This window comes from Acidimicrobiales bacterium (assembly GCA_035536915.1).
GTDB lineage: Bacteria > Actinomycetota > Acidimicrobiia > Acidimicrobiales > JAHWLA01 > JAHWLA01.
Genome location: DATLNE010000003.1, coordinates 79,350 through 99,453 on the forward strand (window position 1 = coordinate 79,350; position 20,104 = coordinate 99,453).

General features: G+C 69.6%; 15 protein-coding genes. 2 read left to right on the forward strand and 13 right to left on the reverse strand.

From position 1 onward, the window contains the following. Window positions 1-17: 17 nt before the first annotated feature. On the forward strand, window positions 18-608 hold the full coding sequence (locus VM938_01200) for a GNAT family N-acetyltransferase (GenBank protein ID HVF73636.1): 591 nt from the start codon (window positions 18-20) through the stop codon (window positions 606-608). A gap of 7 nt (window positions 609-615) precedes the next feature. On the opposite strand, the gene VM938_01205 is transcribed toward VM938_01200, so the two are convergent. From VM938_01205 to VM938_01225, 5 genes are all read right to left on the reverse strand, one after another. Then, complete coding sequence (locus VM938_01205) at window positions 616-3,852, reverse strand: patatin-like phospholipase family protein (GenBank protein ID HVF73637.1); 3,237 nt, start codon at window positions 3,850-3,852, stop codon at window positions 616-618. A gap of 219 nt (window positions 3,853-4,071) precedes the next feature. Beyond that, window positions 4,072-5,082, reverse strand: coding sequence for a biotin synthase BioB (bioB, locus tag VM938_01210; protein HVF73638.1), 1,011 nt, complete (start codon window positions 5,080-5,082; stop codon window positions 4,072-4,074). Next, the gene (locus VM938_01215) at window positions 5,069-5,662 is read right to left on the reverse strand and encodes a dethiobiotin synthase (GenBank protein HVF73639.1); all 594 of its coding nucleotides are present in this window, start codon (window positions 5,660-5,662) and stop codon (window positions 5,069-5,071) included. The genes bioB and VM938_01215 overlap by 14 nt, the downstream gene beginning before the upstream one ends. Next, a complete protein-coding gene (locus VM938_01220; GenBank protein HVF73640.1) occupies window positions 5,659-6,726 on the reverse strand; it encodes an 8-amino-7-oxononanoate synthase in 1,068 nt (355 codons plus the stop codon). Before VM938_01220 ends, VM938_01215 begins: the two co-directional genes overlap by 4 nt. Continuing rightward, complete coding sequence (locus VM938_01225; GenBank protein HVF73641.1) at window positions 6,723-7,961, reverse strand: aminotransferase class III-fold pyridoxal phosphate-dependent enzyme; 1,239 nt, start codon at window positions 7,959-7,961, stop codon at window positions 6,723-6,725. The genes VM938_01220 and VM938_01225 overlap by 4 nt, the downstream gene beginning before the upstream one ends. Before the next feature lie 59 nt (window positions 7,962-8,020). Between VM938_01225 and VM938_01230 the strand changes: the two genes are divergently transcribed. Further along, window positions 8,021-8,914, forward strand: coding sequence for an SGNH/GDSL hydrolase family protein (locus VM938_01230; GenBank protein ID HVF73642.1), 894 nt, complete (start codon window positions 8,021-8,023; stop codon window positions 8,912-8,914). Here the strand turns inward: VM938_01230 and VM938_01235 are convergent. The 8 genes from VM938_01235 to VM938_01270 all read right to left on the reverse strand — a co-directional run bounded on the left by VM938_01235 (window position 8,904) and on the right by VM938_01270 (window position 19,850). Continuing rightward, window positions 8,904-10,118 (reverse strand): PP2C family protein-serine/threonine phosphatase, encoded by a 1,215-nt coding sequence (locus VM938_01235; GenBank protein HVF73643.1) that lies wholly within the window; start codon window positions 10,116-10,118, stop codon window positions 8,904-8,906. The two genes, VM938_01230 and VM938_01235, sit on opposite strands and share 11 nt — an antisense overlap. A 63-nt stretch (window positions 10,119-10,181) precedes the next feature. After that, on the reverse strand, window positions 10,182-11,015 hold the full coding sequence (locus VM938_01240) for a hypothetical protein (protein ID HVF73644.1): 834 nt from the start codon (window positions 11,013-11,015) through the stop codon (window positions 10,182-10,184). A 62-nt stretch (window positions 11,016-11,077) separates the two neighbouring features. After that, window positions 11,078-11,854 (reverse strand): ABC transporter ATP-binding protein, encoded by a 777-nt coding sequence (locus VM938_01245; protein HVF73645.1) that lies wholly within the window; start codon window positions 11,852-11,854, stop codon window positions 11,078-11,080. Further along, the gene (locus tag VM938_01250; GenBank protein HVF73646.1) at window positions 11,851-13,977 is read right to left on the reverse strand and encodes a branched-chain amino acid ABC transporter ATP-binding protein/permease; all 2,127 of its coding nucleotides are present in this window, start codon (window positions 13,975-13,977) and stop codon (window positions 11,851-11,853) included. The genes VM938_01245 and VM938_01250 overlap by 4 nt, the downstream gene beginning before the upstream one ends. Further along, window positions 13,974-14,879 (reverse strand): branched-chain amino acid ABC transporter permease, encoded by a 906-nt coding sequence (locus VM938_01255; GenBank protein HVF73647.1) that lies wholly within the window; start codon window positions 14,877-14,879, stop codon window positions 13,974-13,976. The genes VM938_01250 and VM938_01255 overlap by 4 nt, the downstream gene beginning before the upstream one ends. A 4-nt stretch (window positions 14,880-14,883) precedes the next feature. Next, window positions 14,884-16,464 (reverse strand): ABC transporter substrate-binding protein, encoded by a 1,581-nt coding sequence (locus VM938_01260; protein ID HVF73648.1) that lies wholly within the window; start codon window positions 16,462-16,464, stop codon window positions 14,884-14,886. Next, window positions 16,451-19,054, reverse strand: coding sequence for a hypothetical protein (locus VM938_01265; GenBank protein HVF73649.1), 2,604 nt, complete (start codon window positions 19,052-19,054; stop codon window positions 16,451-16,453). Before VM938_01265 ends, VM938_01260 begins: the two co-directional genes overlap by 14 nt. 208 nt (window positions 19,055-19,262) lie before the next feature. Further along, entirely contained in the window at window positions 19,263-19,850 is a 588-nt protein-coding gene (locus VM938_01270; protein HVF73650.1) for a hypothetical protein, read from the reverse strand. Window positions 19,851-20,104: the final 254 nt, after the last annotated feature.

A 20,104-nucleotide genomic window follows, 5' to 3' on the forward strand; every position in this document is an offset into this window, starting at 1 on the left:
TGGCGCAGCCTCCCGCCTTGACGATCGTTGCGGCGAACGAGGCGTCGTGGGACGACGTCGCTGCTGTGGTCCAGCCCGCGAGGTGCCATGGCGGGCACTGTTTCTGCCAGCGCTTCAAGGTCGGCGTACGCGACTGGGGCTCGGTGAGCGACGAAGAGCGGGCGTGGCTGCTTCGAGAGCAGACCGATTGCGGGAACGCCGGGTCGGCGACGACGAGCGGGCTGTTGGCGTACCGCGACGGCGAACCCGTGGGCTGGTGCAACGTCGAGCCCCGCAGCGCCTTTCCCGGCCTGCGCGGCTCGCGGGTGGTCTGGGCGGGACGCAACGAGGACACGTCGGCCGACGACGTGTGGGCGGTCACGTGCTTCGTGGTGCGGGTGGGCCATCGCCGCTCGCGGATCACCTACGCGCTGGCGGAGGCCGCTCGCGACCATGCCTTCGCCCAGGGGGCGCGCGCCGTCGAGGGCTACCCGATGGTCACCACGCCCGGACACGACGTCACGTGGGGCGAGTTGCACGTCGGCAGCCACAAGGTCTTCGCCGCCGCGGGCTTTGTCGAGGTCACCCGCCCGAGCGTCCGGCGGGCGGTCATGCGCATCGACCGCTGAAGACGCCTCAGTCGCAGTCGAGGGCGTCGCCGACGCAGCGGGCCGCCTTCTTGACCTTGTCGAGGCAGGTGGGGTCCTTCGGCGGCTTCGACAGGGCTACCGCGGCGGCGGCCTGGTGGTGGCCGAGCGCCCGGTACGACTCGAACTGGCGGTGGTTGAAGACCTGGTCGCTGGTGGGGTCGTCGGGGAAGTCGGGCTCGGATTCGGCGAAGGCGTGCACGTCGAAGGGCATGTCGGCCGTCAGGTCGGCCTCGACGTAGTAGATAACGCCTTCGGCGGCCTTGGGGTGCCTGGTGTAGCGGAACGTGCCCTTGACCGCGCTCGCCGGAGCGAACGGCGCCACCTTGCTGTCGTCGGGCCTGCGGCGCAGCTCCCGCGTCGGTGCCGGGCTCGATGCCGCTGTCGGCCCTCGCAACGGCGAGGGGTCGAGTGTGAACTCCACCCCCAGTTCCTCGCGTGCGAGGGCCATGGCCTCGCCGATGGTGCCGAACGACATCGGCCCGTCGCCCGCACCCGAGATGCAGTAGATCTCGGTGCACCCGCGGCGGAGCAGTTCGACCAGGCCGAGGTTGTCCCAGTGGCCGCCGTCGGTCACGTAGAGGTAGCGCCGGTTGAAGGCGTATTTGTTGGTCAGCTCTCGCAGGAACCAGACCCAGTGCGGCCGGCGGAAGCGCCACCAGTCCCACTCGCTGTTGGCCTTCTCGGGCACGCGCACCCGGCACGGGTGCGGGATCCACACGCCGAGGCGGAGGTTGGCCAGGGCCAGCACGGTCCCGATGGGCCCGAGGTTGAACTTGCCCACGGCAGGCGAGAAAGCGGCGCCGGAGATGGCCATGGCCGATGCCAAGGTGACGTCGCGCTGGCGGCTCAGCGGCAACTGGTCGTAGTCGGTGGGCCGGTTGTAGCCCACCAGTGGCCCGCCGATCTCGGTGCTGCTGAACGTGAACGACGCGGCGCGTCGGCCCGGTGGCACCCTGCCGTACTCGTTGAGGTTGACCGCGCAACAGGCGACGAGCTGGGGGCCGCCGGACGCTCCCAGGTCCTTCAGCTTGACCAGGGCGTCGTAGCGGCGGGGTGTGGCCTCGTCACCGTCGCGTCGGAGCAGGAAGGCCGACGACAGGCGCTCCTTGTAGAACGGGAACAGCGACCACGAGTGGGCGTCGGCGGCCAGCGCGAACACCACCAGGCCGACGACGATGACGAGGAGCTCTTGCCAGTCGGTGAGGAAGGCCCACCACGGCAGCAGGTCGCGGATGAAGGCCAGCCCCATGAGCCGCCCGTTCGGCCCGTTGGCCGCCGCGAACTGGAGCGAGTTCACGAAGATCACGACGACCGAGACCAACGAGCCCAAGGCCACCGCGATCTTCATGGGGCTGGTCTCGTACCACTTCAGCTCTTTCTTCTTCTTCGACAGGCGCTCCCACGCCCGCTTGTAGAACGGCTTGGTGTCACCGGTCCCCGAGCCGTCCTTGCTCTTCGACGACGCCATGTACTGCCGGGCCGCGGTGAGCATCAGGGCCGCCAGGCCGCCGCCGGGGAGCAGGTAGTCGTAGAAGGCCGACCCGGCCACCGACTCGGCGGTCGCCTCGCCCGGCGATGCCAACGCCCGAGGCAGCCAGATGACGAGCCACGGCAGGGCCACGATCACCACGAAGGCGACCAAGGCGGCCCCGCCCAGTGCCCGGCCGAGCGCACGGGTGACCTCGCCGTTGCGTCCTCGGGGGCGGAAGGCGGTGGCGCCGAGCGAGACGAGCAGGGCCGCGCCCACCAGCCCGCCGACGAGCCCCCACATCCAGCCCTCGTACCCCGGGTACTTCATGGCCGCCGTCCCGCTGTGCACGCCGACCAGCGGCTGGCGGGCCACCTTGAACTGCCCCGGGCCCGGCACGTCGTTGCCGGTCACGAGCTCGTCGACGACGGCGACCTCGGGCTGCGTGTCGATCTCGGCCTTGCCCTCCAGCGCGGGGGTCCTGGCGGCGGCGACCACCACCTTGGGCTGGCGGACGACCTTCGCCTTGCCTTCCTGCACCTCGACGATGCCGGGCTCCTCCGGTATCTGTGTGGCGCCCACGCACAGGTCGACCTGCGTGGCCCGGTGCGGCTCGTAGAAACAGGCGGTGTCGCCCTTGTCGGTGGGAACCAGGGTGATCGCATAGCGGGTGATGCCGGGCTTGTCGGCACCGGTGTCGACCGTGCCCTGGCGGGTGAGCGGGGCCACTGCCATCTCGACGTCGGCGTTGCGGGCAAGCAGGGCGGGCTTGCCACCCCGCAGCTCGGGATGCAGGCCGTGCATGGCCCATCCGACCGGGCGCGACACGCCGGCCACCAGGACAACGACGAGCAGGAGGTTCACGATCAGGCCCGAGAGCAAGCGCGAGACCCCGGCGATGCCGCCCTTGGTGTCGGGCACCAGGTACGAGGAGTGGTTGCGGAACCACCGCTCCTCCGGCGACCCCGGTGCCCAGCGGGGCGGGTCCGCGGGCGCCGTCTCTGTCTGCGACAGTGCCCAGCCGGCGGCCAGGTAGCCGCCACCCGAGGCGGCCGTCAGGTACTTGGCCTTGTCGAGCTTGCCCTCGGCACGGAGGAGTTGCAGGGCGCCGAGGGAGAACGCCGCCGAGCGCACGCCGCCCCCCGACAGGCAGACGCCGACGCGAGGCTCACCGGCCTTGTTGGCACACCGGCACCCATCGGCGCACTTCTTCTTGGTGCACTTCTCCGGCGGGTCCCAGTCCTTGGCGTTCAGGTGCTCAGGCCTGTCGGTGGAGTGGCCCAGCCGCAGAGGGGCGCGCCACGAGCGCACCAACGCCAGGGTCAGCAACGTCAGGATCGCGGACCCGAGCAAGGCCCACTTCACCAGCCCTGCGGCCAGCATCCAGTCGAGGTTCTGCTCGATCGCCCTGCCGTCGACGGCGGCCAGGAGGTAGCCGTTCTCCACGACGTCGGCCAGCACGCCGCCGGTCAGGAGCAGCGCGCCCGCCGTGGCGCCCGGGTGCCGTCGGCTCCGATGGCGGGGGTCACGCACGAGCGAGAACAAGGCCCAGCCGAAGGCGAGGTAGGCAGCCATGAAGGCGAAGTCGACGGTGGCCGCCCGTCGCAGCTTCACCTGGTCGAAGGCGCCAAAGGCTTCCGGCGATGTCGTCAGCTGTGCCCGGGCAAGGTCGGGTGACGCCTTGGCGAGGACGACGAGCACGACGACCGTCACGGCGCCGAAAAACGCCGCGGTGGCCACCCGGTGCTTGCTCATCAAGGTCCGCATCGGCTTCGCCCCCTCTGTGCGCTCGGCTGGCGGAAGGGTAGTGCCGACGCCCTACGCGACATCACCATGGTCGCGGCAGCGCGAGGTCATCGACCCGGGGGTGACGTAGACGGTGAGGCGGCGGCCGCACGTCGGGCAGAAGCGCGGCGGGTCGAGCTCGCGGCCACAGCCCTCACACGACGCCGAGCCGCACCCTGTGCAATGCACCTACAACACCTTGGAAAGCACGCCCACTGGCATGCGCAGGTCGGCCAGCATCTGCAGGTCCTCCTCGGGCTTGCGGCCCAAGGTGGTGAGGTAGTTGCCCACGATGAGGGCGTTGATCCCCGACGTCATGCCCAGCGCCTGCAGTTCCCGCAGGGTGATCTCGCGCCCGCCCGCCAGCCGCAGGATGACGCCGGGCAGGGCCAGGCGGAACAGGGCGATCCAGCGGATGGCCTCAAGCGCCCCCACCGGGCGGCGCACCTGCAGCGGCGTGCCGGGTCGCGGGTTCAAGAAGTTGATCGGCACCTCGGCCGGGTCGACGGCCCGCAATTGCTCCAGCAACTCGATGCGTTGCTCGTCGCTCTCCCCCATGCCCAGCAAGGCGCCGCAGCACAGCTCCATGCCGTGCTCGCGCACCAGGGCGCAGGTATCGAAGCGCTCCTCCCACGAATGGGTGGTGACGACCTGCGGGAAGAACGAGCGAGCCGTCTCCAGGTTGTGGTTGTAGCGGTGCACGCCCGCATCGGCCAGGCGCTGGGCCTGCGAGCGGTCGAGGATGCCCGCCGAGACGGCCACGTTGAGCCCGGTCTCCTCCCGCACCAGCGGGACCATCTCCAAGATGTTGGCCAGTGTGTGCTCGTCGGGGCCGCGCACGGCGAGCACGATGCAGAACTCCGACGCGCCCAGCTCCTTGGTCTCCTCGGCCGCCCGCAGCACTTCTTCCTTGGTGAGCAGCGGCGTAGCCTTCACCGGCGACTCGAACTTGGCCGACTGCGAGCAGAAGTGGCAGTCCTCGGGGCACCCGCCGGTCTTGGCCGAGAGGATTCCTTCCACCTCGACGGCGTCGCCGCACCAGGCCAGGCGCACCTCGTGCGCCAGCGCGGCGAGCGCGGGCACCGAGGCGTCGGGCACGGCAGCCAGCGCTCGCAGCTCGTCGCCCGACAACTGGCGGCGTTCGTCGAGCAGGGCCGTGGCGGCGGCGGCGAACAAGTGGCGGGGGTCAGACCCTGACATGCAACAGCCTTTCCAGGTCGGCGACGTCGACGGCGACTTCGAAGCCGTCGCGGCGCAGGTACACGAGGTTGCGGCGACAAGCGAGGTCGTTGTCGTCGTAGCGGTTGAGGAACACGACGACCGGGCCGGGCAGCACGCCCGCCGAGAGGCGCACGTCGTTGATGGCGCCGAGGCCCCCATGCGCGACCAGCACGGTGACGTCGGGGCGCACGGCCTCGACCAGTGCCACGGTGTCGCCGTCGCTCGCCAACGGCGAACGCACGCCGCCCGCGCCCTCGACCAGCAACGCGTCGGCCGTCGGTTGTTCGGCCACCAGGTCGGCCAGGGTGAACGGCGGCTGGCCCAACTCGTCGGCTGCCTCAGGCGGCGCCAAGGGCACGGGGTACCACCGGTGCGGCGGGCATACCTCGTGCGGCGACTGGCCGGTGGCGGCGGCCAGCACCTCGGCGTCGGTGAGCCCGTTGCCGGGCACGAACGACTGGGCGGGCTTCCACGCCGTGGCACCGAGCAGCGGCGCCAGTTGCGCTGCGAGCCACGTCTTGCCGACGTCGGTGCCGGTGCCTGCCACCACCACCTTCATCGCGCCACCGCGGCGAAGTGGGGCGCCAGTGCGGCCACCAGGCGGCTGACCTGCTCGTCGGTGTGGGCGGCCGACAGGGCCACGCGCAGTCGCGACGTGCCCGGCGGGACGGTCGGCGGCCGGATGGCCGGCACCACCAGGCCCTCGTCGAGCAACGCGGCCGAGGCGGCCAGCGCCGCCTCTTCGGAGCCGAGCACCACGGGCACGATGGGCGACGGGTTGCCGGGCGCCACTCGCTCGACCGAGGTGCGAAGGCGCGTACGCAACGCCTCGCCTTCGGGCGACCGGACGATGCGCAATGCGGCGCCCGCCGCCGCCGCCACTGCGGGGGGCAGTGCGGTGGAGAAGATGAACGGGCGGGCCCGGTTCACCAACAGGTCGACGAACACGCGGGGGCCGACCACGAAGCCGCCCACGCTGCCCAGCGCCTTCGACAACGTGCCCACCCGCAGCACGTGCGGCGGCACCGAACGGCCGAACACGTCGTGGGCTTCGTCGAGCACGAGGAGGGCGCCCGCCCGGTCGCACAAGGCGACCAGCCCGTCGACATCGGCCACGTCGCCGTCCATGGAGAACACCGAGTCGCTGACCACGATCGAGCGCGGGCCGATCATCGACGCCAGGTGGTCGAGGTCGTTGTGCCGGTAGACCGCCACCTGGGCGCGGGCCAGGCGGGCGCCGTCGACGATCGACGCGTGGTTGAGCTCGTCCGACAGCACTCTGGCGTCGGCGGCGCCGAAGGTGGCCAGCACCCCAACGTTGGCCGCATAGCCGGTCGGGAACAGCAGAGCCGCCTCGGTCCCCTTCCACGCCGCGAGTTCGGCTTCGAGCTCGTCGTGAACCGGGCGTGAACCGACCACCAGGCGAGAGGCGCCTGCGCCGGTCCCCCATCGAGCCGTGGCCTCGCAGGCGGCGGCCACCACCGCAGGGTGCGACGACAGGCCCAGGTAGTCGTTGGACGCAAACGAGACCAACGAGTCCCAGTCGTAGGTGCGCACCTGGCGCCACCGGCCGGCGGCACGGATGGAAGCGGCCTCGGCGGCCGCCCACGACGCCCAGCTCATGGCGCGAGCGCGGCGGCCACGCGGTCGAGGTCGTCAGCGGTCGAGGTCAACGGCGGCACCAACACCACGCACTCCCCCAGCGACCGCAACAACACGCCGCGTTCCACGGCGCGGGCGCACACGGCGCGGGCATCTCGTCCGGACGGCGCGTCGAAGGCGGCCAGCAGGCCACACGTCCGGGCGCCCGGTCGACCCGCGAGCAACGCGGCCAGTTCCACCGAACGGGCGCGCACGTTGGCGAGCACGTCCCACTCGTCGAGCAGTTGCAGGTGCCGCAGGGCCACGGCGGCGGCCAGTGCGTTCCCTCCGTAGGAGTGCCCGTGGTACAGCGTCTTGGGGCCGAGGTCGTCGCCCACGAAGGCGTCGAACACGCGCTGCGAGGCGACGGTGGCCGACATGGGCAGGTACCCGCCGGTGATGCCCTTGCCCAGGCACAGCAGGTCGGGGCGCACGCCGCACTGCTCGGAGGCGAACAGCGTGCCGGTGCGGCCGAAGCCCACGGCCACCTCGTCGCAGATCACCAGCACGCCCGCCCGTTGGGCCGCGTCGACCACTCGTCGCACGTCGTCGGGGGCAGCCATGCGCATTCCGGCCGCCCCTTGTACCAACGGCTCCAGCACCACCGCCGCCAGCGTGGAGGCGTGCGCGTCGATGGCGGCGACGGCAGCGGCGGCCCAGTCCGGTGACGCGTAACCAGGGGTGCGCACCACGGGGAAGCGCAGCGGGTCGAAGAGGTCGACGCCGAAGCCGTCGTCGCCCACCGACATCGAGCCCACCGTGTCGCCGTGGTAGGCGCCGCCGAGGGCGAGGTAGCGCGTACGCCCGCCGACCCCGCAGTTGACCCAGTACTGGAAGGCGATCTTCAGGGCTTGCTCGACCGCGGCGGCGCCGTCGGAGGCGAACAGCACATGGGCGCCGTCGACCGGCACCCGGGCGGCCAAGGCTTCGGCGAACTCGACCACCACCCGGTTGCCGTTGCCCAACATGGTGGAGTGCGCCACTCGGCCCACCTGCGCCACCAAGGCGGCGTCGAGCTCGGGCACGCGATGGCCCAAGGTCGTCACCCACAACGACGAGATGGCGTCGAAGTACCGCCGGCCGTCGACGTCTATCAGCTCACGGCCTTCGGCTCGTTCCACCATCAACGGGGCGTTGTCGGCGTAGGCCGCCATCTGCGTGAAGCCGTGCCACACCACGGCGGCGTCCCGCTTGATCCACTCGTCTCCGGACTCCACGAGCGGCGATGCTTACGACCGCGCCACCTCGCGGGCAACTCGGCCCGGCGGTGGCTACGATGCCCCGACCGGTCGCCGCCCTCTTGTCGTCCTTGCCCGCCGGCATCCATACCTACGACAAGGGGGGAACCTTGCGACGTCACCTGTACGGCCTTGCGGCCGTCGTCCTGCTGCTCACGCTTGCTCCGCAACCTGCGGCGCACGCCGTGCCACCGATCCCGAGCTCCATGGCTTCGCTCGGCGATTCCATCACCCGCGGCTTCAACGCCAACGGCTGGTTCGTCGACCATCCCAGCCGCTCGTTCTCGACCGGCGACAACAGCACCGTCAACAGCCACTACCTACGCATCAAGTCGAAGAACTCGGCCATCACCGGCAAGAACTTCAACTACGCCACATCGGGCGCCGAGATGATCGACCTCAACGCCCAGGTGCAGAACGCCGTCAACGCCGGCGTGCAGTACGTCACCATCGAACTCGGCGCCAATGATGTCTGCGCCTCGACCGAAGCCGGGATGACGCCGGTGGCGACGTACCGCAGCCAGCTCGACCAAGCGCTGGCGACGCTCAAGGCGGGGCTGCCAAACGCTGCCGTCGCCGTCATCAGCATCCCGTCGGTGTACCGCCTCTGGGACATCGGCAAGAACAGCTCCTCGGCCCGTTCGGCGTGGAGCGGCTACAACATCTGCCAGTCGATGCTGGCCAACCCGCAGTCGACCGCCCAGGCCGACGTGGACCGCCGCAACCGCGTTCGCCAGCGCAACATCGACTTCAACACCCAGTTGGAGCAGGCGTGCACGGCGTACGGGGCCAACTGCGACTTCGACGGCAACGCCGTTTTCAACTACCCGTTCGCGCTCAGCCACATGAGCAGTTGGGACTACTTCCACCCCAACACGAGCGGCCAAGCAGTGCTGGCGCAGCAGTCGTACGCCAACGGGTTCAACTGGTAGTCACGGATGCGTGGGGCGGTCGGTCGGAGCCGGCCGCCCCCATCCACCGCACGGCCAGCAGGGTGGCGTCGTCGCGCAGCTCTGTGCCCTCGTGGGCGAGGATGGCGTGCACCAGGCGTCGCATCATCTCGGGCAGCGGCTCCCGCGACACGGCAGCGCGGGTGAGGTGGTCGACCAAGCGCCACTCGCCGAACAGTTCCCCGTCGGGTGAGCGCGCTTCCACCACGCCGTCGGTGAAGAACAGCACGGTGTCGCCCGGCTCCAACTGCGTCTCGGCCACCTCGGCAGGCACGTCGCCGAGGCCGATGGGAAGGCACGTCTCCGCTTCCAGCTCGCCGATCACCGAGGCGTCTCGCAGGAGGAGCGGCCGGGGGTGGCCGGCATTGGCCCACCGCAGCACCCCGGAGATCACGTCGAGGCGGGCGAGGTGGCCGGTAACGAACTTCTCGGGCCCGAACTGGGAGGCGATCGTCTCGTCCATGCTGCGGAACATGTCGATCAGCTCGTAGTCGTGCCTGCGGGCGTGCCGGTACGTGCCGATGGCCAGGTTGGCCATGCGGCTGGCTTCGAGGCCGTGGCCCATGGCGTCGATGACGGCCAGGTGCATGCAGTCGCCGTTGAGGGCGTAGTCGAAGGCGTCGCCCGCGATGTCGTAGGCGGGCTCCAGCACGCCTGAGACGGCAACCTGCTTGGTGCTGAACGTCAACGGCGGCAGCAACGCCCAGCGCATCTCGGAGGGTATGCCCATGGGACGGGTGCGTTTCAGCAGTTGCAGTTGATCGCCGTAGGCCAGCTTGCTGACCAGTAACTCGCCCACCAACGAGGCGATGTGGCCGGCGTCGGCGACGGTTTGGGGGTCGGCCGCCTCCACGTCGACCGACAGCACGCCCATGCGTTCCGACCCGTCGAGGATCGGCACCCACAGCCGGCCCAGGTCGCCTTCCTCGTTGCGTGCCGTGACCACCTCGACATGACGGAAGGCCCGGCCCCCCATGGTGCTGTCGATGTCGAGGGAGGCGTCGCCGGGCGGGAGCGCTCGCATGCTGCGCTGCTCGTAGTCGACGACGTAGATGGTGGCGTTGGCAAAGCCCGCTTCGGCCACGACATCGCGGACCGTTGTTCCCAGCGCATGGGGAGCGAGGTAGTGCGACAGTTCGAGGAGGGTGGCCAGCGCATTGCCGGCAGCCGGGCGTGTCTCAGCCATCGTCGACGCGCAACGCTAGTGCAGGCTGCTGCGCTCGGAACCGCCGTGGTAGACGGGGGATCGTCACGGACAGGTGGCGCCCGCAGTGAACGAGGCCGACACCACTACGCCTGCCACTGCGGCGACGACAGCCGTCGACCCAGGCGGGACGTCGGCAGGGACCCGCCACTCGATGCCGAAACGGGCATCGAGGTCGGCGCGACCATGGCCCAGTCCGCCGGCATGGCCACGGCTGAGGGCGCTGCTCCCATCGGCGTAGTGGGTGGCGTAGACGACCAGTGCTCCCGCGGGCGCCTGGTGCACGTCGAGCCGTTGTGCGCTTCCTCCGACGACGCACGTTTGGGCGAGGTCGATGCGAGCCGCCGTCGAGCGTTCCGAGACGGGCGCGGCAGCGGCCTGTTCGGGCCACTCGGGGCTTGGGCCGAGGCCGAGATCGAGGCGGGCCCGCTGCACGCGTGCACCGGCTTGGTCGTACAGGGCATCGCCCCGGTTGCCCAGGTCGGCACCGAGCGACACCAGCTCCTCACGTGCGGGCCCCTCGACGCCGCCCGCCTCGTACAAGGCCACGACCGCCAAGCGGTACAGCACAAAGCTCCGGTCGAACTCGGCCGTTGCGACCTCAAGGCGGCGAGGGCGCGGGGCGCCGCGAAAGGCGGCCGCGCCCCGTTCGAACTGCGAGGCGCGGGCCACCATGTCGTTGCGGAAGACCGCGGCGGTGATGCGCCCTTGGCGGAAATCGGTGATGTCGGGGCGGATTCCCAGCACGATCCCGGTCCCCACGTCGCGAGCCGCAGGCACGGCGGCGGCTTCGAAGGCCTCCAGGGCACGCCGGTCGTCTCCCTGTGACGACTCGCGCCGCTCGGTGGCCACTTGAAGCGCCAGCAGCAGAGCGAACAACCCGGCGAAAACGCCGGCGACAACCGGAAACGAGGCGCGGCGGTGACGGCGCACCGCCGGGGTCAGCGTCCCGCTCCCTCGGCCGCCCGCCGGCGGCGGCGGGGTCGCTCCTCGTCAGGCTCGGCGTCGGCGCCGAGGTAGCTGGCGGTGAGGGCAGGGTCGTCGAGCAGGTCACCGCTGCGGCCGTCGAGCACAACTTCACCTTTCGCCAGCACGTAGGCGCGGTCGGTGCCGCCGAGCGCCATGTGCACGAACTGCTCGACCAGCAACACCGCGGTGCCGTCGTGGTTGATTTCCGCCAGGATGTCGAAGATCTGGGCGACGATTTTGGGCGCCAGCCCCAGCGACAGTTCGTCGATGACGAGGAGGCGGGGCGACGACATGAGGGCGCGGGCCACGCCGAGCATCTGTTGCTCGCCGCCCGACAAGGTCCCCGCCGCCTGGCCCGCCCGGGCCGACAGGATCGGGAAGTGGCTCATGACTTCGTCCATGCGGCGACGCAAGCCCGCCTTATCCTTGCGGTGGGGCCAATAGCCGAACTTCAGGTTCTCCTCGACGGAGAGCTCGGCGAACAGGTCGCGCCCCTCGGGCAGGTGGGCGATGCCGCGCCGCACGACCTCCCACGCAGGGAGGCCGGTGATGTCCTCGTCGCCGAAACGGATGCGCCCGGACTTGGGTGCCATCAACCCGCTCACCGTGCGCAACGTGGTCGTCTTGCCGGCCCCGTTGGCCCCGATGAGCGCCACCCGCTCGCCGGCGTCCACCGAGATCGACACCCCTCGCAGCGCCTGCACCGGCCCGTAGAAGACGTCGATCGCTTCGACTTCGAGCAGGCTCACGAAGACACCGCTTCCTTCCGCCGGGCCGAGGCCGTGGGCGCCTCCATCGGCTGGCCCAAGTATGCGGCGACGACCCGAGGATCGCGGCGGACATCGTCGGTGGGCCCGGCGGCGATGAGCTTGCCTTGGTCAATGACGTGCACGAAGTCGCACACCGACATCACCATCTCGACGTCGTGTTCGATGAGCAGGATCGACACGCCGAACTGCGCCCGCAGGCCGAGCAGGAAGTCGGCCAACCGCTTCGTCTCGCGGTTGTCGAGGCCGGAGGCGGGCTCGTCGAGCATGATCAACGGCGATCGGGTGACGAGGGCGCGGGCGACTTCCACCATGCGGGTGATGCCGAACGGCAGGTCGCCGACGCGCCGGTGGGCGACCTCTTCGAGGCCGAGCAGGTCGATGACACGGCGCACCAAGGCCCGGCTGCGGTCCTCGGCCAGCAAGGCGGCTCGGGTGACGGTGATGTGGGCGAGGAAGCCCGTCTCGTTCTGCAGGTGGGTCGCCACCAACAGGTTCTCGAACACCGTCAGGTCGCGCAGCAGCTGAATAGCCTGGAACGTGCGGCCGACGCCGAGGCGGGCCCGGGCGTGCACGGGAAGGCCGGTGGCGTCCTCGTCGAAGATCTTCACCGTGCCCGCCGTCGGGCGGTTGAGACCGGCGATGGCGTTGAAGAGGGTGGTCTTGCCGGCGCCGTTGGGCCCGATGAGGCCGACGATCTCGCCTTCCCGCACCGAGACCGACACACCGTCGACGGCCGTGAGCGACCCGAACTGCACGGTGATGCCCTCGGCTTGGAGGACGGGGCGACGGTCTTCCCGCGCTCCGGCGGGACGAGCGGAGCTGCGGTCGTTCGTCGACAGCACCAACGGCAACTCGACCGGCGCGCTGTGCCCGTTGGTCGATGCCACCGGTGCAGGCACTGCACCGAGGCCGAGAGCTTCGAGGGGAAGCAGTCCGGCGGGGGGCGAAGCGCCACGTCGGCCGGGGAACAAGGAACGCAGCCTCGTGGCGGCGCCTGACCGTGGTGCGGGAGCGACTCTCGCGACGGCTTCACCGGCACCCTGCATGGCAAGCAGCACGGCCGACACCGGAGCGGAGCGCCGCACCCGGTCGATTGTGGGCGACATGTCGTCGAGCCAGCCCTGCAGGGTGGCGGGGAACGCCGCCAACCCACCCGGGTAGGCGAGCAGCACGGCCATGAGCAGGCCCGCCGACACGATCTCGAGGTAGCCGTTGAGGGCCTCGACGCGGAAGAACAGATCGGCTAGCGCACCGAAGAGCAACGACGCCGCCACCGTGCCCTTCAGGCTTTTGAGCCCGCCCACCACGGGGATGGCCAAGTAGAAGAACGAGACGGTGAAACGGAACTGGGCGGGGTTCAACGCGCCTTGGTAGACGGCGGTCAGGTTGCCCGCCATCCCTGCCACAAAGCCCGCCAACGCGAAGGCGAGCAACTTGTAGCGGGTGACGTCGATGCCCACGGAGGCAGCGGCGACCTCGCTGCCGCTGAGGGCGAAGAAGGCCCGTCCGGTCTTGGAGTCGCGCAGGTTCGACAAGGCGAAGAAGACCATCGCGGCGATGCCCAGTGCGACGTAATAGAACGTGCGCCGGTTGGTGAAGTCGAAGTACGGGAAGGCGCCCTCCGTGCCCACGGCCACAGGCTCGACCGACACGGTGCCGCCGCCGCCGGTGAGCCAGGGCGACAAGAACAGGTACGTGTCGCACATCCAGGCGAAGATCAGGGTGGCCACGGCGAGGAGCAGGCCGCGCACGCGGAGGGCGACGATGCCGAGCAGGGTGGCGGCCGCCGCCGAGGCCGCCGCCGCCAGGACCAGACTCAGCGGGAAGCCCAAGTGGAGGTTGCGGGCAACCACCGCGGTGGCGAACGCGCCGATGCCCACGAACGACGCCTGCGCCAGTGAGATCTGGCCGACCCAGCCTGTCAGCAGCACCAGCGACGAGGCCACAATGGCGTAGACGAGGGCCACGTTGGCGTCACCCAACAGCACGAAGGTGTTGCCGTACCAGGGCCATGCGACGAGCAGGGCCAGCACGGCGTAGCGGAAGATGCGCCCGGCCAGCGCCCGCGTCTGCTCAGGGGTACGGGCGTGCGCTGGGCTCATGCGCCCTCGGCGCGGGCGTCGCCTGCCACCAGGGTCTCCCCGCGGCGGGCCAGCACGATGAAGGTCACCACGGTGAGGAACACCTGTGGGGCGCCCGACTGGCGGGCCAGCTCGCCGAGGATCGGCAGTTCGCCGAAGGCGGGAACCGCACCCAGCACGCCGCCGACGATGATCGACCCGATGAGCACGCCGGGCAGGTTGCCGAGGCCCCCGATCAGCGCGGCCACGTAAGCGGGCAACACCTGGAGCGACAGGTTGTAGGGCTCGAGGTTGTTGGCAGCGCCCACGAGCACCCCGCCCAGGCCGGCCGTCGCACCGGCCAGCAGCCACGCCATTGTCGTGGTGCGGTTGGGGTTCACGCCCATCAACGATGCCGCCCGGCGGTTCTGCGCCGCTCCTCGCATGGCCATGCCAAGGTCGGTGAACCGGAAGAGGGCGAAGAAGGCGGCGGTCACCACGATGGCGGTGAAGAACAAGCCGATCTGGGCCGAGTGCAACGTGCTCTCCCCCACCTCGATGGAACCGGGCGGGAAGGGGCTCGGCGTGCGGGTGGCGGTGGTCCCGAAGAGCTTGGCGGCGATGGCGATGAGCATGCCGAGCACGGCGACGGTGCCTACGGTCTGGACGGTCGGGCCTCGGCTACGCAAGGGCCGCAGAACGAAGCGTTCCACGAGGAGCCCGAGGGCGGCCCCACAAGCAGCGCCGACCGGGAGGCCGAGCACGACCGGCAGGCCACGCTTGGTCGCCTCGTAGGCCAGGTAGGCCGGGAACATGGCCATCGCACCGTGGGCCAGGTTGAGCACCCGGCTGGCTTGGTAGGTGACGACGATGCCGAGGCCGAACACGGCGTACGCGCCGATCAGCGGGAGCGCGAGAACCAAGTCGACGAGAAGGAGCTTCACGAGGTCAGATCCGGCGAGGGTCGGGGTCGTCGATTGTCGAGCCCTGCACGAAGTGCCAGCCACCGAAGCCCGCCGGATAGCTCTCGTCGAAGGCGTGCACGGTGGCCTGCGGAAAGTGGTTGCCCTTCGACCAGGTCAGGGGGCGCACGCTCAAGCCGATGTCGTAGTTCGACGTCGAGTCGAGGATGCGAACGACGTTCTCCCGGGTGAGGCCTAGGGCGCTCGCCTTGGTGAGCACGTCGACGGTCAGGCGCATCCCCAGGTAGGCCCCTTCGGCGAACTGGTTGTCGACGTCGACCGACGACGAGAAGGCCTTCATGTCCTGCATGTACTGCTGCACGCCGGGGATGGAGGCGAACTGCTCGATGGGCGGGTTGAAGCCGGTCCAGAGCCTGAGGTTGTCGCACTTGCGCTGACAGCCGTCGGCGAACGAGCGGGCGAACAAAGGCTGGGGCGCTGCACCGGCGCCGCCGCTGGGGTCGCTGACGCCGCCGAACGCCCCGCCCGAGGAGAACCAGGTGAGTGCGGTGGCGGGCTCGAGCAGGACGGCGCCAGCGTCGCAGCCCGGTGCGTTTGTGCAGGCGCTGTTGATCGTGTTGGCGTTGGAGCCGTAGGCCTGCTGGCTGGCCACGATGCCGCAGAACCGACCTGCGCACTGGGGGTTCTTGTCGGGGTCGGAGTAGCCCGGGATGTTGTTGCCAGTGAGCTTCTTGACCGTGTTGTTGTAGGCGTTGGCGCCTTCCCGCCCGAACCGGTAGGTGGTCTCGTAGACGAGTGAGAAATGGCGCTTGCCGCTCTTGTGCTGCGACTCGGCGATGGCGTGCATGGCTGAGACGGTCGAGGTGGCGATGGGCCAGATGTAGGGGTCGGTGTACTGGCTGTAGAGCAGGCCGTCGGTGCCGATCACCGGGACCTTCTGCTTGCCCAGGTACCCCGAGCTCGACGCCTTCTCCAGGCCCTCGGAGTCGGGGTTGACGGCCAAGGCGAACACCTTGTCGCCCTCGACCATGTTCTGGATGTACTGGGCGCCGACGGAGCCGTCCCAGCCGCTGTCGCGCAGCTTCAACTGGATGCGCCGGCCGCAGATTCCACCCGCCGAGTTCACCTTGGAGACGACTGCCTGCATGGCGACCGTCTCCGGCTGCAGGAACGAGCGCCCAGGGCCCGATTCCACGGTGACGGCGCCCAGCAAGATCGAGTTTCCCGTCACCCCGGTGTCGGTGTTGCCCCCGTTCTTGCCCGTCTTGCAGTCGATGTTGGGGAGTGCACCTGCGCTGCCGCCTCCTCCCGAGGTGCCGCCACCGGAGGTGCCGCCACCGCCACCGCTCGACCCGCCTGCTCCCCCGGGGCCGCCGTCGGCCGCCGCAGGATCGGCACCGAGGCCGAAGTCGCCGCCCTCGTCACTGCCGCCACCGCCGCCACCGCCGGACGCAATGGGGCGGCCGTCGGGCCCCGACCCGCGGGGGACGAAGGTGATGATCGAGAGCAGGACCACGACCAAGGCCAGTACGGCGAGGGTGAGCAACGTGCCTTCCGCCGAGGGACCGACGCGGGGCGCTGCATGCTGCTCGTCAGGCAACGACATCCTGCATCCTTTGGAGTACGAGGCGGCGCCGTGACGCGAGATAAACAGGACAAGCGAGGACGCTCCACACCAGCAGGACCCCGCCCAATTTGCCCGGTGAGGTGAAGACGACTTTGAGGCCGTCGACGATCTGCTGCAGCGGGGTGCGACGGTCGCGGTAGCGGATGACCGGCTTGCCTTCGATTGTCGTATGTCCGCCGAGTTCGGGAAGCGTGGCGCCGATCGCCGCGAAACCTGGCGCTGCCCCGCCCCCTCCGCCGCCTCCACCGCTGCCGTCACCGCCAGAGCCGCCGCAGAAGGCACACGGCTTGACGCCGAGATGCGCTTCGGCTTGAGGGGCCGCGAGGTCGATGAGGATGGCAGAGTGCTGGTACGCGTCCTCTTGCACCGCGAGGCGAAGGGCGGGCACCTGGAGGTCGTAGTTCGAACGCTCGTTCAGCACGGCATCATCGAGTTGCTCCCACCGATCACGGATGACCGCCGCCTGGTAACCGCCGCGGGTCGGCGTGAACGCCTCGGCGTCGTAGTTCGGGAGGCTGGCACGGACGTGCGATTGCGGGAGGCTGTTCAGGAAGTGCACCACGGATTCCGGGATGCACGGGCCGCACGCCTGCGCACCGTTCACCAGCAGTCGGCCGATGCTGCGCTCGTAGCGGCTCTTCGCGGTGCCGACCGCACCTTTGGCCGACGTTTCTGCCAACGACGTGACGTTCTCCAACACGATGTGCGCGCCGCCCGTACGCAGTTCGACGCTGCGGGCGCGGGCGCGGGCTGTGGTTACCACCCCGAGTACGGGGTCGGTGCGCGACGTCACCTCCGACGAGGCCTCTGCCACCTTCAGGCCGAAGGGCAGGCCACCCGGCGCGGCGGCTTCACTGCCGGGCACGAAGAGCGCGCCGTTGCCGTGCGCAGTGCCCGTCGCCAACGGCCCTTCGGCCCGATCAGGATCACACACGACTGTCGCACCGTGGCCCTCGACGGCCTCGGCGCCAAGACCAGGTCCCGTCGAACACAGGAGTTGGCGGAACGGCCACACCTCGGTAGGGGTATCGCTCGGCGCACGTTCGGCGACCTTGGCCGCGCGCCCCATGTCGTTCTCCGTGGCGGCGTCGCGATCGCCCCCGTTGGCGGCCGCGCCGACGGTGAAGTTGGAAACTCCAACGGATGCCGACTCCCCGGGATCCCCCACAGCACCGAAGACGAAGTCGCGCGAACTCGGGGAGACGTTCGACTTGATGCTGCTGCAACTCAAGCCGGCGTCGTCGGGAGGGCACGCCGGAGGCACCGTCGTCATGGCTGTGTCGACGAGCTCGATGTTGACATAGTTGAGCGCGAGGTTCGAGTACCCGCCTACGAGGGTCACCCGCGCGCCGAAAGCACGGCCGAGGGCCTGGTAGTTCACTTCTGCACCGCGCGCGTCGGCTGGCGTGTCGCTGGTGTATGTGTCGGGGTCGGGTGGAGGCGACGGGGGGATGTACACCGGGATGTCGTCGCGGACGACGTCGTACGAATACCCCTTGGTCCCCGACTTCTTCAGGAACACATGGCGACGAACCGGGTCGCACGAGACCCGTCCCGAGACACTGTCTCGGGCGTACTCGGGGAAGCCGTACCCCTGCGGCGACGGGGTGGCGCGTGCTTCGCCGATGAGCAGGCCCATGTTCTGGTTCGATCCGTGGCTGGTCGTGTAGCCGTAGAAGCGACCGGTCTTGACGTCGACGCAGCCGCCCGAGAGGTTGCCCAGTTGGCCGATGAGGCCGACCATCGCCTGGTGCTTTCCGTCGAAGACGAAGGCACCCCTAGGGCCGAAGTCTCGGGTCATGAGGATGACCCGCTCGCTCACCGCGTCGAAGAGCCCCCATCCGAACTGGAAGCCCCCCGGAACTGCGAAGAAGCGGGCCTGCTCGCTCTGCGGCGGCAGGTGCCCGTCGACCAGGGAGATCGTGTAGACGCCCTGAAACGAAGCCGGGCGGTGCAAGTTCGACGTGTCGAGGCCGTTGCACGACACATACGCAGCAGTGCGGGACGCCCCGAAGGCATCGCCCGCGGCGATGCCGTCGCACGGTTGCGTGAGGTTGTAACGGCCGACGACGCCGACGCCCGTTCCCCTCACCACGGCCATGGGGTCGAGTTCGGCGATGACCGGCAACCGCCTTCGCTCGCCGCTTACCCCTGCGATCACGAACAAGCGGTTCTCCGGCGTGACTGCAAGGCTCACGACCTCGTGTCCGACGGGTGCGAACGACTTGATCGACCCGACGTGGGCCCGCTTTCGGGCATCCACGATCTCGATCGACGGACCGTCTATCGAGGTGGCGGCCAGAAAGAGAAGCCGGTTCACTTCATCGACTTGGCCGACGAGGGGCGAACCCGTCGGTGCGATCGGAAGGGCCAGGTCGTCGCCCGGCAACGGTTGCAGCGTGTCAGCGTCCAGAAAACGGACCCCCGGGCTGCCGTCGAATGTCTGCTTGCCGTTGACCCGACGGCCGCGAAAGCCGTCGACGCCGAGGAGCGGATCGACGTCGTACACGATGCCCGCCGGAGCATCGACAAACAACGCGGACGACGGGCCGGCAGAGACTGTTGCCACGGTGACGACCCCTCCGGTGGCAGCAGGTGCTGATTGCCAGGACTGGCCGAAGACAACAAGGGCAAACAGCACGATGTACGTCATCACCCGACGCCGGGACGCGAGGAGGCCCCCCGAGAGCGAACGCTCCCGGGGGGCAGGCGGTAGGACTCTTTGCGCCGGACCAGAGCCCGGGTCGTCAACCGCCATGTTTCTCCTCAGTCAGTGGTTACGGCGCGGTGCTAAAGGAACCCACGAACAGGGCGCCGGTGATGTGCGTCCCATTTGTGGTCGTGGGGATGAACTCGGCCTCGACGACTGCTGTCACACGGGCGGTGCAGGATCCCGTGGGGCCGGTGATTGTCACCCGCAGCCCGAGCACCACACCCACGTGCGTGCCAACGCGGACGAATGTGTTCTCGCCAACGTTGCCGACTGTGGGAAGTGTGGCGACGACCAGCGTCGGCGCAGCGAGGGCGACTGTGATGCTGACGGGCCCCGTGGTGCCGCTGCCGTTCAGGGCGGTGATAGGACCACTGCCATAGGCGTTGGTGTCGGTGGCTGTCGCGCTGGCGGTCACATTGATCGTGCCGGCGTACACACAGACGCCCACCTCGATGGTGCCTAGGATGGCGGTCGACGAGAACGACACGTTGCTTGTGGTCGTGACCAGAGGCGCCAAGGGCACGCCGGGGCTGCTGTTGACGGTGCCTGTGACAGCGCCGCTGCCGGCAGCGTCGGCGGGCGACATGCCGCTCAACATCATGACGGCGGCCGCCACCGGTACTGCGAGCAGACGAAGCTTACGAATCTTCACTGATTTCTCCTTGGTCGCAACGACCCCCGCGAGGGGGTCGGAAACGTCGACGTCGGACGACGACGACGGATGCATCGACAAGGGACTGCGCGATGCAGCGGAGTGTTGCGACGAAAGATTGCGATTACCCCCGGGTCACCTACGACGTCCTGTTCAGACGTTGCAGCCGGCCCCCCTGTTGTGTTGCTCACTGCACCACACCGGAGAGCTCGAACATCGGCAACTCCCCCCGTAGCCGGAAAACGCTGGTAGGC